Source organism: Geomonas paludis (assembly GCF_014193585.1).
Lineage (GTDB): Bacteria > Desulfobacterota > Desulfuromonadia > Geobacterales > Geobacteraceae > Geomonas > Geomonas paludis.
Window position 1 is genome coordinate 835554 of the sequence record NZ_BLXY01000001.1, and the last position, 12712, is coordinate 848265.

The 12712-nt window shown below is 63.0% G+C and carries 12 protein-coding genes; 6 read left to right on the forward strand and 6 right to left on the reverse strand.

Annotated elements, in window-relative coordinates:
* Positions 1–91: 91 nt before the first annotated feature.
* From gcvT to lipA, 6 genes are all read left to right on the forward strand, one after another.
* Positions 92–1183, forward strand: coding sequence for a glycine cleavage system aminomethyltransferase GcvT (gene gcvT, locus H7687_RS03390; protein WP_183345106.1), 1092 nt, complete (start codon positions 92–94; stop codon positions 1181–1183).
* Between the two features lie 119 nt (positions 1184–1302).
* Entirely contained in the window at positions 1303–1674 is a 372-nt protein-coding gene (gene gcvH / locus H7687_RS03395; RefSeq protein WP_183345108.1) for a glycine cleavage system protein GcvH, read from the forward strand.
* 1 nt (position 1675) lies between these two features.
* Complete coding sequence (gene gcvPA / locus H7687_RS03400; RefSeq protein WP_183345110.1) at positions 1676–3013, forward strand: aminomethyl-transferring glycine dehydrogenase subunit GcvPA; 1338 nt, start codon at positions 1676–1678, stop codon at positions 3011–3013.
* Positions 3004–4443 carry an aminomethyl-transferring glycine dehydrogenase subunit GcvPB gene (gene gcvPB, locus H7687_RS03405; protein WP_183345112.1) on the forward strand — a complete coding sequence of 480 codons (1440 nt, stop codon included), beginning with the start codon at positions 3004–3006 and terminating at the stop codon, positions 4441–4443. The genes gcvPA and gcvPB overlap by 10 nt, the downstream gene beginning before the upstream one ends.
* A 282-nt stretch (positions 4444–4725) precedes the next feature.
* Positions 4726–5526 carry a lipoate--protein ligase family protein gene (locus H7687_RS03410; protein WP_183345114.1) on the forward strand — a complete coding sequence of 267 codons (801 nt, stop codon included), beginning with the start codon at positions 4726–4728 and terminating at the stop codon, positions 5524–5526.
* 63 nt (positions 5527–5589) lie between these two features.
* The gene (gene lipA / locus H7687_RS03415; protein WP_183345116.1) at positions 5590–6474 is read left to right on the forward strand and encodes a lipoyl synthase; all 885 of its coding nucleotides are present in this window, start codon (positions 5590–5592) and stop codon (positions 6472–6474) included.
* 115 nt (positions 6475–6589) lie between these two features.
* On the opposite strand, the gene H7687_RS03420 is transcribed toward lipA, so the two are convergent.
* From H7687_RS03420 to H7687_RS03445, 6 genes are all read right to left on the reverse strand, one after another.
* The gene (locus H7687_RS03420) at positions 6590–6919 is read right to left on the reverse strand and encodes a carboxymuconolactone decarboxylase family protein (protein ID WP_198424604.1); all 330 of its coding nucleotides are present in this window, start codon (positions 6917–6919) and stop codon (positions 6590–6592) included.
* A 22-nt stretch (positions 6920–6941) separates the two neighbouring features.
* Positions 6942–7463, reverse strand: coding sequence for a flavodoxin (locus H7687_RS03425; RefSeq protein ID WP_183345119.1), 522 nt, complete (start codon positions 7461–7463; stop codon positions 6942–6944).
* A gap of 176 nt (positions 7464–7639) precedes the next feature.
* Positions 7640–9442 (reverse strand): aldehyde ferredoxin oxidoreductase family protein, encoded by a 1803-nt coding sequence (locus tag H7687_RS03430; protein ID WP_183345121.1) that lies wholly within the window; start codon positions 9440–9442, stop codon positions 7640–7642.
* Positions 9439–10158, reverse strand: a complete 720-nt coding sequence (locus H7687_RS03435) for a 4Fe-4S dicluster domain-containing protein (protein WP_183345122.1) — start codon at positions 10156–10158, stop codon at positions 9439–9441. Before H7687_RS03435 ends, H7687_RS03430 begins: the two co-directional genes overlap by 4 nt.
* Before the next feature lie 276 nt (positions 10159–10434).
* A complete protein-coding gene (locus H7687_RS03440) occupies positions 10435–11493 on the reverse strand; it encodes an NAD(P)-dependent alcohol dehydrogenase (protein WP_183345124.1) in 1059 nt (352 codons plus the stop codon).
* A gap of 202 nt (positions 11494–11695) precedes the next feature.
* The gene (locus H7687_RS03445) at positions 11696–12706 is read right to left on the reverse strand and encodes an aldo/keto reductase (RefSeq protein ID WP_183345126.1); all 1011 of its coding nucleotides are present in this window, start codon (positions 12704–12706) and stop codon (positions 11696–11698) included.
* Positions 12707–12712 lie beyond the last annotated feature (6 nt).

The window sequence follows — 12712 nt, forward strand, 5'->3', positions numbered from 1 at the left end:
GAGATAGAGCGTGTGAGGCAGTTTATGTCGGCACTTTTCGATCTGTTTGTTTAAGTAGATGTTAATCACCATTGAGTGAAAGGAGTCAGTCATGGAAGAGCTCAAGGCGACCCCCCTGCATGCCGACCACGAGAACTTGAAGGCGCTGATGGCGCCCTTCGGCGGGTGGATCATGCCCATCCAGTACTCCGGCATTATCGCCGAGCACAAGTGGTGCCGCGAAAAGGCGGCTCTCTTCGACATCTGCCACATGGGGGAGTTCCTCTTCAAGGGTGACGTCGTCGCCGACGGGCTGGAGGATGTCTTCACCTTCTCGGTCAGCTCCATCCCTGTCGGGCGCTCGCGCTACGGATTTCTCCTGAACGATGCGGGTGGGGTGATCGATGATCTCATCGTGTTCCGCCTGGCCGAGAACGAGGCCATGATCGTGGTCAACGCCGCCACCACCGACAACGACTTCACCGTGATCCGCTCGCGGCTCAAGAACCCCGCCGCCCTTACCGACATCTCCGCCCGCACCGGCAAGGTCGACCTGCAGGGGCCGCTCTCCCGCGAGATCATGGTGCAGCATTTCGGGCCGTCTATCCAGGACATCCCCTTCTTCAAGTTCATCAAGACCAGCATCCTGGGGAGCGATGCCATCGTCAGCCGGACCGGCTACACCGGGGAGCTGGGCTACGAGATCTTCCTTCCCGCGGACAAGGTGGCCGAGCTGTGGCGGCTGCTGCTCGAAGATCCGCGCGTGGCGCCGGCGGGCCTGGGCGCACGCGACCTGCTGCGCCTGGAAATGGGGTACTCCCTTTACGGCAACGACCTGGACGAGACCATCACGCCCCTGACCGCGGGCCTTTCCACCTTCGTCAATATGAGCAAGGAATTCGTGGGCAAGACGGCCCTGGAGCGGGAGCTGGAGCAGGGCTCGCCGCGGATGAAGGTCGCCTTCAAGGTGGACTCCCGCCGCGCGCCGCGTCACTTCTACCAGATCCTGCACGAGGGGAAGGAGGTAGGTGTGGTGACCAGCGGTGCCTTCTCCCCCATGCTCTCCTGCGGCATCGGCTTGGGACTGGTCAAGCCCGACGCGGCGGCGCTGGGGACGCGGCTCACCATCAGGCACGAAAAGGTCGAGATGGAAGCGCAGGTGGTGGAGCTCCCCTTCTACACCGGCGGCTCGCTCAGAAGCTGAAATCATTAACAGGGATAAAAGGGATACAGGGGATAAAGACAGGTCTCTAGCAGTTATCCCTTTTATCCCCTTCATCCCTGTTCGTTTTGTTTTTCATCCAATAAACGGAGGACGCACCAATGGCAAAGTTCTACACCAAGGAGCACGAGTGGGTCGAGATGGCGGGGGCGCAGGCGACAGTGGGGATCAGCGAGCACGCGGCGCACGAACTGGGCGACATCACCTACGTCGAACTGCCGAAAATCGGCAAGAGCGTCAAACAGTTCGAGGCCCTGGCGGCCATCGAGTCGGTCAAGGCCGCAAGCGACATCTACGCGCCGGTCTCGGGTAAGGTGGCGGAGGTGAACCAGGCGCTGGACGACGCCCCGGAACTGGTGAACCAGGGGGCCGAGTCGCAGGGGTGGATCTGCAAGCTGGAAGGGGTCAACGAAGCCGAACTGGTCGCGCTCATGGATGCCGCCGCCTACGACGAGTACCTGAAAGGACTGTGACATGGGATACTGCCCGAACACGCCGGATGACATCCGGGACATGCTGGCGGCGATCGGCGCGGCCAGCGTTGAGGAGCTTTTCGCCCCCATCCCCGCGGAGCTGCGCGCCAAATCCTTCGACCTTCCGCCCGGCATGTCCGAGCTGGAACTCATGCGACTGATGCGAGAGAAGGCGGCCTCCTGCGGCGCCGACGTCACCCCCTTCATCGGAGGCGGCATCTACGACCACTTCATACCCGCCGCCGTCGATCACCTCGCCTCCCGCGCCGAGTTCTACACCGCCTACACCCCCTACCAGCCGGAGTGCGCGCAGGGAACCCTCCAGGCGCTCTACGAGTACCAGACCACGATCTGCCGGCTGACCGGGCTGGAAGCCTCCAACGCCTCGCTCTACGACGGCGGCACCGCGGTGGCCGAGGCGGCGCTGATGTCGCTGCGCATCACCGACCGGCACAAGGTGATTCTGGACGGGTCGGTGAACCCGCTGCACCGGGAGATCGTCACCGGCTACCTGCACGGCCTCTCCGCCCAGGCGGTAGACGTCGCGCCGGACGGCTGTGTTTCCGACCTCGCCCGCCTGATGGCCTCCATCGACGACGAGACCGCCGCCGTCATCGTGCAGAGTCCGAACTTCTTCGGTTCGGTCCAAGACTTCAGGGAGCTGGCGCAGAAGGCGCACGACCACGAGGCTCTTTTGATCGTCTCCTGTTACCCGATCGCCATGGGCCTGGTCGCCAGCCCCGGCGAAATGGGGGCGGACATCGCGGTGGGCGAGGGGCAAAGCCTGGGCAATCACCTCTCCTTCGGTGGTCCCTACTTCGGCTTCATCGCCACCCGCAAACGCTTCATCAGGAATCTGCCCGGACGCATCGTGGGCGAGACCATCGACCACCAGGGGCGGCGCGGTTTCGTGCTCACCCTGCAGGCGCGCGAGCAGCACATCAAGAGGCACAAGGCCACCTCCAACATCTGCAGCAACCAGAGCCTGTGCGCCCTGCGCGGCCTCATCTTCTGCGCTTCCCTCGGGATGAAGGGCTTCGAGGATCTGGCCCGGTTGAACTACGACAAGGCCCAGTACGCCAAGTCGGTGCTCGGCGCCGTGCGCGGCGTCGACCTGCTCAACTGTGGCGCCACCTTCAACGAGTTCACCTTGGCCCTTCCCAAGGATGCCGCCGAAGTGGTACAACGGCTGCTCGACAAGGGAATAGCGGCGGGTGTGCCACTGGGACAGTACTATCCGGGCATGGAGCGGGCGCTGGTGGTGACCGTGACCGAGAAGCGGACCAAGGACGAGATCGACCGCCTGGCGGCGCTGCTTGAGGAGGTGTTATGGAGCTGATCTTCGAGAAATCCGTCTCCGGACGCACCGGCGTCAGGGTCCCCTTGAGCGACGTTCCCAACGCCGCTCCCCTCCCGGACGAGTTGAGGCGGCGCGAGCCGGTGCGCCTGCCCGAGGTGGCCGAACTGGACCTGGTGCGGCACTACACCAACCTTTCCCGCAGGAACTTTTCGGTGGATACCAACTTCTATCCGCTTGGGTCCTGCACCATGAAGTACAACACCAAGGTCACCGAGAACGCCGGTGCTCTTTTCGCATCCTGCCATCCGATGGTCGCGCTCCTCCCGGGCGGGGACAAGCTGGTGCAGGGGCCGCTCTCAATCGTGTATGAGCTGGAACGCCAGTTGGCCGAGATCACCGGCATGGAAGAGGTGACCACCCAGCCTCTGGCCGGCGCCCACGGCGAGATGACCGGCATCATGGTGATCGCGGCCTACCACAAGGCGCGCGGCGATGAGAAGCGCAAATACGTCATCGTTCCCGACTCCTCGCACGGCACCAATCCGGCCAGTGCCGCCATGGCGGGTTACGAGATCGTCACCGTTCCGACCGCTCCCTACGGCGACATGGACCTCGATCTGTTCCGGCAGGCGATGAACGAAGAGGTGGCGGCGGTGATGCTGACCTGCCCCAACACCCTGGGGCTGTTCAACCCGCACATCGCCGAGATCTGCGCCATCGCCCACGAGGGGGGCGCACTCACCTACTATGACGGCGCCAATCTGAACGCCATCCTGGGCAAGGTGCGGCCCGGCGACGTCGGCTTCGACGTCATCCACGTCAACCTGCACAAGACCTTCGGCACCCCGCATGGCGGGGGCGGCCCCGGCAGCGGCCCCATCGGCGTGAGAGGCGACCTGGTCCGCTTCCTCCCCACCCCGCGCGTCGTGCGCAGGGAGGACGGCAGCTACGCCGTCGAGGATCATCCGGAAGGGATCGGCCGCGTTTCCGACTTCTTCGGCAACTTCGCCATCATGGCGCGTGCCTACGCCTACATCACCATGCTGGGGCGCGAGGGACTGGTCGAGGTAAGCGAGCAGGCGGTACTCAACGCCAACTACATCATGGCCAGGCTCAAGGAAGAGTACGATCTCCCCTTCGACCAGACCTGCATGCACGAATGCGTCTTCTCCGCGAGCCGCCAGGTGCAAAACGGCGTGCATGCCATAGACGTCGCCAAGTACCTGATCGACCGGGGCTTCCATCCGCCGACCGTGTACTTCCCGCTCAACGTCAAGGAGGCTATCATGATCGAGCCGACCGAGACCGAGAGCAAGCAGACCATGGACGCCTTCATCGAGGTGATGCTGGAGGCGGCGCGGCTGGCCAAGGAGGACCCGGAGCGGCTGCACGAGGCGCCGGTGACCACCCCCGTCGGGCGCCTGGACGAGACCCGCGCGGCCAGGATGCAGCAGGTGTGCTGCGAATAGAACCTTTAGAGACAAAGCAAAACCATTGGCCACGGAGAAAATCTGAGGACATCTGAGGAAAGACAAAAACGGAGAAAGGCAAAACAACTTCACGGGCATCCGTGGCTGAAGCGAAGCAGCGGATGTATGGCCCATGTTTCTGGTTTTTGCTGTACCCCAAAAGTCTTTTGCCTCTCTCCGATTTTCTCAGATTTTCTCCGTGGCTAATGGTTTGGTCGTTTTAGTATTTTTTTCTCTCAGATTTCCTCAGATGTCCTCCATGTTAATGGTTTAGAGGTTTTGATGTGTAAGTGGCGTTTGATAGATACCGGGCCGCTGGAAGGCCCTGCCAATATGGCGCTGGACGAGGCGCTCCTCAACTGTTTCCAGAAGGATCCCACCCGGCCGGTGCTGCGTCTCTACGGCTGGAACCCCGCGACCCTCTCGGTGGGTCGCTACCAGAACGCCGCTGCCGCGCTTAATCTCGATCTCTGCCGGGAGGAGGGGGTGCCGGTGGTGCGCCGCATGACCGGCGGGGGCATCATCTACCACGCGGCGGAGGTGACTTACAGCGTGGTCTGCGCCCCCGAACACCTGGGCGACCGGACCGGGGTCAAGGATGGCTTCCGCAAACTGTGCGGTTTCCTGCTTGGCACCTACCAGCGCCTGGGACTCGATGCCCGCTTCGCCGTGGACTGGAACCCGGCCGAGGAGCGGCTGGGAGAGCGGACGTCCTTCTGCTTCGCCGGCAAAGAGGAATTCGACGTCGTGGTCAACGACCGCAAGATCGGCGGCAACGCCCAGCGCCGCCTCTCCGGCGCCATCCTGCAGCACGGGTCGATCCCGTTGGAAAGCCGTGTGCAGCAGGGGCTGCGCTACCTGAAAGAACCCGCTCCCGGCGCGGCACGCTCGGTGAGCCTGTCGGAACTGGGGCACACGCCGGAGCAGGACGAGTTGAAACGCCTCCTGGTCGATTCCTTCCAGGAGCGGATGGGCGTCGACCTGGTGCCCGAGCCGCCGACGGACCAGGAGATGGTGACCGCGGGGAAGCTGGAGGAACATAAGTACCGCTGCCCGAGTTGGACCTTCGAGGGGCGGAGTTAGAAGCAAACGATGCAATCCCCTCTCCCGGAGGGAGAGGGGATGTGAAATGGTTTTGGGGGTGAGATGGAGGTTTTACGCAAGCCGGAATGGCTGCAAAAGAAGGTGAACCCGGCTGCACACGCGGAGATGGAAGGGCTGTTGAAAGAGCTCAACCTCAACACCGTCTGCCAGCAGGCCCGCTGCCCCAACATCACCGAGTGCTTCCGGCAGAGGCAGGCGACCTTCCTGATCCTCGGCCGCGCCTGCACGCGGCTTTGCTCGTTCTGCTCCGTCGCCAAGGAAGTGCCGCTGCCGCCGGAACAGGGCGAGCCGATCGCCGTGGCCGAGGCAGTCTGCCGTTTGAAGCTCTCCCACGTCGTGATCACCAGCCCCACCCGCGACGACCTCCCCGACGGCGGCGCCGGTCAGTACGCCAGCACCGTGGCCGCCATTCGCACGGCCTCGCCGGATACGAAGGTCGAGTTGCTGATCCCGGATTTCCAGGGGGACCAGGAGGCGCTGAAGACCGTGCTGGCCAGTGCGCCCGACATCCTGGGGCACAACCTGGAGACGGTACCGAGGCTCTACGCCATCCGCTCCGGCGCCGACTACCAGAGGTCCTTGCGGCTTCTGGCCGACGCCCACCGGCTGGAACCGGCGTTGAAGACGAAATCGGGACTGATGCTCGGGCTGGGGGAAGAAGAGGATGAACTGCTCGCGGTGTTCAAGGATTTGGTGGAGGCGGGGTGCAGCTACCTGAGTCTCGGCCAGTACCTTGCGCCCAGCCGGCAGCACTACCCGGTGCAGCAGTTTGTCGAGCCGGAGCGGTTCGAGAGGCTGAAAGAGCAGGCGCTAGCCGCCGGCCTGCTCCACGTCGAAAGCGCCCCTTATGTGCGCAGCTCGTACATGGCGGAGAGGTATGGGGAAACGGGCGAGGGGACTGGCTCCGCCAGGTGCCTGTCCCCTTAGAATGCTGAGCAGAAAGGAGCGTTCCGCTAAAGGGACAGGCCCCTCGGAGCCAGTCCCTTCTGCCCGAGGTGCCGGGTGCGGTAACGGCGGGCGAATGATTATTCGCCCCTTGGTCTTATTCCTCCAATCCGTCCAGTACGTTTTTAAGGTGGGCGAACCCCGAGGCTGCCGTCGGCCAGCCGGCATAGAACGCGATGTGCGTGATGGCCGCCACCAGCTCCTCCTTGGTCAGCCCGTTCTCCAGCCCCTTCTTGAGATGAAATTCCACCTGCTCGATCCGGTTCAGCGCCACCAGGCAGGTAACCGTGATCAGGCTCTTGTCCCGCGGCGACAACTCCGGCCGCTCCCAGATCTCCCCGAACAGGAAATCCTTGGTCAGCCTGGCAAAGTCCGGAGCCACCGCCTCCAGATCGCTCATTCCCTTTGCTGCTTCAGGTTTTGTCATTGTTTTCTCCCTGTGCAGCTCGTCACGCCGCCTCCGCTATGCCGAGCTTGCGGAGCCAGTCCGATAGTTTGTGCCCGGCGCGGTTGACCTCGCCGCCACGAATGGCGAGGCCTTCCAGGATCGTGGCGCCCGGGCAGAGATCCCTGATGTCCCGCGCGCTTTGCCCCAAGCCGGTTCCTTCATGCGTGATGAACGGCACGATAGCCTTGTCGCTGAAATCATGTCCAGCCAGGTACGTCATGACCGGCGGCGCTACCGTGTTCCACCAGTTCGGCGAGCCGACGAAGACGACGTCGTAGTCGTTGACGTCAGTGCCTTTTGTCTTCAACTCGGGCCGGTGCTCCGCCCGCAGCTCCTGCTTTGCCTGGCTCACGACGGTGTCGTAGTCTGTGGGATACGGTTGTGTCGGTATCAGTTCGAGCAGGTCGCCACCCGCCATCTGGTTGATCTGCCGGGCACATTCCCTGGTGTTCCCTGAATGCGAGAAGTAGACGGTCAGCACCTTCCACCCCCCGAAACTTGCCTTATTGCTTTCTGTCGTCATCAAATAACCCTCTTAATATTGCTCTTCTGAATTCCGGGAGCATGCGGCTACGTGCCCGCAGCAGAAGGGACTGGCTCTGTTAGGTGCCTGTCCCTTTAGCGGAACGCTCCTTTCAGCTCAGCCACCTTCCCCAAGCGCTAAGGGGACAGGCACCTGGCGGAGCCAGTCCCCTCCTGCTATATATTTTCCAGCCCCAGTTCCTGGAGCTTGGTCTCGCTCGGCTTGGTGGTCTCCGAGTCCCACCCGCGGTCCCGGTAGTACGTGGTCAGCATGTCCTCGAATTTCTTGCGATCCAGCACCGCCCCTTTCTTGGCGCCGATGGTGAAGGCGTCCTCGAAGAAACGGTCGGGGAGCTTGTCGTCGCCCCGGCGGAAACCTTCGCGATAGTTGAACATTTTCTCCAGGTTGAAGATCCTCTCACCCGCCTTTTCGAACTCCGCCTTGTCGTACTCGTGGCCGGTGATCGCGCTTAGCAGTTCAAGCATGGGCTCTTCCAGCGCCGGTTCGAAGGTCGGGAAAAAGCACATCCCGGTCGAGTCGAGCATGGCGCGCCTGTTTTGCATGGCGATGTCATCGCCGCTCATGTGGCAGGCACCCCGGGACGCCGTGACGTAGGAAAGTGCCCTGGGCTGGTTGCCCTGGATGTTGTGCGCCGCGAGTTCCAGCCCCTTTACGTGTATGGCGAACTTGTCGCTCCCTTGTCCGATGCGGCGGGACAGGTTCGCCACACCCTGGGCGGCGAGGGCCCCCACGCCATCTTTGGCGGCGATCTTTTCGATCATGGCCAGCGTCGCGTCCACGCTCCCCCACTTGAGGTCGATGCCGTCCAGGAACTTCCGGTCGATCATTCCCTTCTCGTAGGCCTCCATCAGGAAACCGATCACGTTGCCGGTGGAGATCTGGTCCAGTCCCAGGTCGTCGATGTTGTAGATCGCCCTCAACAGGCCGGGCATGTCGGAGATCATCAGGTTGGAGCCGAGCATGACGCCGGTCTCGTACTCGGGGCCGTCGTGCACCACGCCGCCGTACTTCCCCTTGGTGACGCCGCTTTTCTTGCAGGCGAGCGGGCAGCAGTAACAGGCGAAGTCCCTCACCCAGACGTCGCGCCGCGCCGCGTCGCCGCCGATCTTGTCCGCCTCGGTGAAGGTCCCCTCGCGGTAGTTGCGCACCGACTCGGTCCCGGCGTTGCTGTTGCCGACGATGGCCCTGGCAGTCCCCTGCTCGGCCCACGACTTGGCGTAGGTCGTCCCGTAGAGTGCGCGCCGGGCCTTTTCCAGTGCGCTGAGGAACCGTTCGTGGTCGGCAACGCCCGGCTGGCCGGAACCTTTGACCGCGATGGCCTTCAGATTCTTGGAACCCATGACGCAGCCCGATCCGCCGCGCCCTGCGGCCCGCCCCGCGGTGTGGATGATGCTGGAGTAGGGGACCAGGTTCTCACCCGCCGGCCCGATGTAGACCGTCTTGTATTTCCGGTCGCCCAGTTCTTCCAGGAAGGCCTTGTCGAAGGCGTCGGTCCGCATCCCCTTGAACTTCCTGGCGTCGCGGATGGACACCTTGTCGTCGTCGATGACGATGTAGGAAAGCTCCCTCGCCCTGCCGGTGACCACCAGCCCGTCGTACCCCGCGAACCTGATTTCCGGGCCGAAGAAGCCCCCCATGTTGGAGTAGGTGACGGTGGAGGCATGGCGATGTTCTGACTTCAGTGGAGCCGTGATCGGCGACTTGGTGACCACGCAGGTCCGGGACGAAGAGGGGACGGGGAGTCCCGAAAACGGCCCCGGCACGAACATGAGCGGGTTTTCCGGGGAGAGCGCGTCGACGCCCGGCTTTTTGAGCCGGTCCCAGAGTAGCTTCATGCCCAGTCCCTGCCCCCCCACGAACTTGTCCAGGTCCTCGAAAGGAATGGCAACGGTCCTGGACTTTCCGGAGCTCAAGTCAACTTCAAGGATCCTGCCGTGGTATCCCGGTTTGCCGCTCATTTCACACCTCCGAACCCTGCCGTCCCGTACCAGTTCCTGGCCAGTTCAGCAGCTATCTTTTCCGGCCCGAGGCCGTAGAATTTCCTGTCGCGTCGCACCTCGACGTAGGAGAGCGCCCCGAAGGGACAGCGCTTGACGCACTGCGGGTCGCCCCCGCACAGCGTGCACATACGCTCCGGTTTCCCCGTCTCCGGGTTGGGGCGGATGACGCCGGTGCGTTGCGACGCGCAGGCCTTGGCGCAGCTGCCGCAGCCGATGCAGCGGCTGGTGTCGTTGCGCATGGTGTGGCTCGCATCGTCCCGGTAGAAGGCGCGCCGGCCCGTTTTCTCATCCGGCTCCACCGGGCACGCCTTGGCACAAGGGGTGTCGGCGCACATGGCGCAGACATTGGGAACGTCCACATCCGGGTTGAAGTTGTGGACCTTGATGTTGGCGAAGTAGGGATTGCCTAAGCCGGGGAGTTCTTTGCCCGCGACCGATGCCGGGTTGTTGCGCGACGAGCACGCCGTTTCGCAGGTCCGGCATCCCGTGCACTTGTTGTAATCCACCACGACCATCTTCAGGGCCGGTTCGCCCGACAGCGCCCAGGCCGCCGAGTGAATCCCGAACTGTCCGAACAGCACCAGCGCGCCGCCCCCAACACCGACTCCCTTCAGGAATTCCCGTCGTGAGAAGGTGGTCTCGTGCTGGCGTGTTTCCTCGTTGTCCCTCGTCATGTCCGCCTCCTAAAGAAAATAGCTGCCGGTTGTGGCAGCTTATGCCAGCCAAGATGCCCATCCCCCTCTCCCTCCGGGAGAGGGCTGGGGTGAGGGCGCTGCAATAGGCAATGATCCCGCTTCGTGGCACCTCCCTCACCCGCCCTTCGGGCACCCTCTCCCGGAGGGAGAGGGTAATAGCGGAACATTGCCCAATCAGGAATGGTTTTGCCTCTCTCAGATCTCTTTCCCCAGATTTTCTCCGTGGCCAATGGTTTTGCCTTTTAGTTTTGCCTTTTACTCCGCTTTCAGCGAGGCCATGTCGATAGAGAAGCGGTACTTCACGTCCGACTTGACCAGTCTTTCGTAGGCCTCGTTCACCCTCTGGATCGGGATGATCTCGACGTCGGAGGTGATGTTGTGCTCTCCGCAGAAGTCGAGCATCTCCTGGGTTTCGGCGAGGCCGCCGATGAGGGAGCCGGAGACGCTACGCCTGCCAAAGAGCAGCGCGAAGGAGGAGAGGGCGAGAGGCTTGTCCGGCGCGCCCACCAAGGTGATGTTCCCCTCCAGTCCCAGCATGTGGATGTAGGCGTTCAGGTCGTGATCCGCGGCGATGGTGTCGAGGATGAAGTTGAACGTGCCTGCGTGCTGCTTCATCTGCTCGGCGTCGGTGGAAATGATCACCTCGTCGGCGCCAAGGCGCAGGGCGTCCTCTTTCTTGCCGGGCGAGGTGGTGAAGACCACGACGTGGGCGCCGAATGCCTTGGCGAATTTCACGCCCATGTGCCCGAGTCCCCCCAGGCCGACCACGCCGACCTTCTTACCCTTGATGTCGCCCCAGCGGTGGATGGGCGAATAGGTGGTGATCCCGGCGCAAAGCAGCGGCGCCACGCCGGCCAGGTTGAGGTTGGTGGGAACACGCAGTACGAAGTGCTCGTCGACCACGATGCTGTCCGAGTACCCGCCATAGGTGACGCCGCCCAGGTGCTTGTCAGGCGAGTTGTAGGTGAAGGTCGCGTTGGTGCAGAACTGTTCCAGGTTTGCCTCGCAACTCGGGCAGCTGTGATCGGAATCCACCAGGCAGCCGACGCCGGCCAGGTCGCCCGGCTTGAACTTGGTTACCGCGGAGCCGACCTTGGTGACGCGCCCCACGATCTCGTGTCCCGGCACGCAGGGATAGATGGTGGGCATGACGCTGTTCCACTCGTCGCGCACGGTGTGCAGGTCGGAGTGGCAGATGCCGCAGAAAAGGATTTCGATCTGGACGTCGCGGTCGGTCGGTTCGCGGCGCTGAATGGTGGTCGATGCCAGCGGGGCAGTCGCGCTGGCGGCGGAATATGCTTTTGCCTTGTACATGGTTGATCCTCCTTATCTTTTGGTGAGTGTTATGATGCCGCTGCTTTTGTCCACATCCCCTCTCCCTCCGGGAGAGGGCCAGGGTGAGGGCGTTGCCAAGGGCAAAATGTCAGTAGGGGGCAGCCCCCTCACCCGCCCTTCGGGCACCCTCTCCCGAAGGGAGAGGGGATCGTAAGAGATTAATGGTGATGATGTTTCATTGTTACCGGTTGGTGAGCTTTTCCAGCATCTCGGGGTAGCGGTCCCCCTCCACGTGAATCTTCGCGGCGGCGGAGTCGATCTGGCGCAGGTCGTCGGCGCTCAGGCTGATGTCGACGGCGCCGTCGTTCTCGTCCAGGCGCTCCAGTTTCGTTGTCCCGGGAATAGGCACGATCCACGGTTTTTGTGCCAGCAGCCAGGCGAGGGCTATCTGCGCGGGTGTGGCTTTTTTCTGAGCAGCGATTTCGCCCAACAGGTCCACCAGGGCCTGGTTCGCCTGACGTGCCTCCGGGGTGAAGCGGGGGAGGGTGGTGCGGAAGTCGGTGCTGTCGAAGGTGGTGCTGGCGTCGATCTTGCCGGTCAGAAAGCCCTTCCCGAGCGGGCTGTAGGCGACCAGGCCGATGCCCAGCTCTTCCAGCGTGGGGAGGATCTCCGCCTCGGGGCGGCGCCACCACAGGGAGTATTCGTTCTGCAACGCGGCCACCGGCTGCACGGCATGGGCGCGACGGATGGTCTGCACGCCCGCCTCGGAGAGACCGAAATGCCTCACCTTCCCCTCCTGGATCAGCTGCTTTACCGCACCCGCGACCTCTTCGATAGGCACGTCCGGGTCGACCCTGTGCTGGTAGAAAAGGTCGATGGCGTCGATCTTGAGTCGCTTCAGGGAGGCTTCGGCAACTTCCCTGATGTGCTCGGGGCGGCTGTTCAGTGCCGGAGTGGCACCCTTCATCCCCCTGGGATCCTTCCCGGGGGCGATGTCGAAGCCGAACTTGGTCGCTATCACCACCCGGTTCCGCACGGGGGCGAGGGCCTCGCCGACCAGTTCCTCGTTGGTGAACGGGCCGTAGACCTCGGCGGTATCGAAGAAGGTGACGCCGCGCTCGACAGCCGTTCTCAGCAGGGTGATCATTTCCTGCTTATCCTTAGGTGGGCCATACGAGAAGCTCATCCCCATGCAGCCTAAACCCAGGGCGGAAACTTCCAGCCCGCTGTTCCCCAGTTTGCGCTTTTGCATTTTGGT

What these genes read in the sequence shown, in the direction of transcription:
- gcvT (WP_183345106.1), top strand. Translation starts at nt 92, where the DNA reads ATGGAAGAGCTCAAGGCGACCCCCCTGCATGCCGACCACGAGAACTTG.
- gcvH (WP_183345108.1), top strand. Translation starts at nt 1,303, where the DNA reads ATGGCAAAGTTCTACACCAAGGAGCACGAGTGGGTCGAGATGGCGGGG.
- gcvPA (WP_183345110.1), top strand. Translation starts at nt 1,676, where the DNA reads ATGGGATACTGCCCGAACACGCCGGATGACATCCGGGACATGCTGGCG.
- gcvPB (WP_183345112.1), top strand. Translation starts at nt 3,004, where the DNA reads ATGGAGCTGATCTTCGAGAAATCCGTCTCCGGACGCACCGGCGTCAGG.
- H7687_RS03410 (WP_183345114.1), top strand. Translation starts at nt 4,726, where the DNA reads ATGTGTAAGTGGCGTTTGATAGATACCGGGCCGCTGGAAGGCCCTGCC.
- lipA (WP_183345116.1), top strand. Translation starts at nt 5,590, where the DNA reads ATGGAGGTTTTACGCAAGCCGGAATGGCTGCAAAAGAAGGTGAACCCG.
- H7687_RS03420 (WP_198424604.1), bottom strand. Translation starts at nt 6,919, where the DNA reads ATGACAAAACCTGAAGCAGCAAAGGGAATGAGCGATCTGGAGGCGGTG.
- H7687_RS03425 (WP_183345119.1), bottom strand. Translation starts at nt 7,463, where the DNA reads ATGACGACAGAAAGCAATAAGGCAAGTTTCGGGGGGTGGAAGGTGCTG.
- H7687_RS03430 (WP_183345121.1), bottom strand. Translation starts at nt 9,442, where the DNA reads ATGAGCGGCAAACCGGGATACCACGGCAGGATCCTTGAAGTTGACTTG.
- H7687_RS03435 (WP_183345122.1), bottom strand. Translation starts at nt 10,158, where the DNA reads ATGACGAGGGACAACGAGGAAACACGCCAGCACGAGACCACCTTCTCA.
- H7687_RS03440 (WP_183345124.1), bottom strand. Translation starts at nt 11,493, where the DNA reads ATGTACAAGGCAAAAGCATATTCCGCCGCCAGCGCGACTGCCCCGCTG.
- H7687_RS03445 (WP_183345126.1), bottom strand. Translation starts at nt 12,706, where the DNA reads ATGCAAAAGCGCAAACTGGGGAACAGCGGGCTGGAAGTTTCCGCCCTG.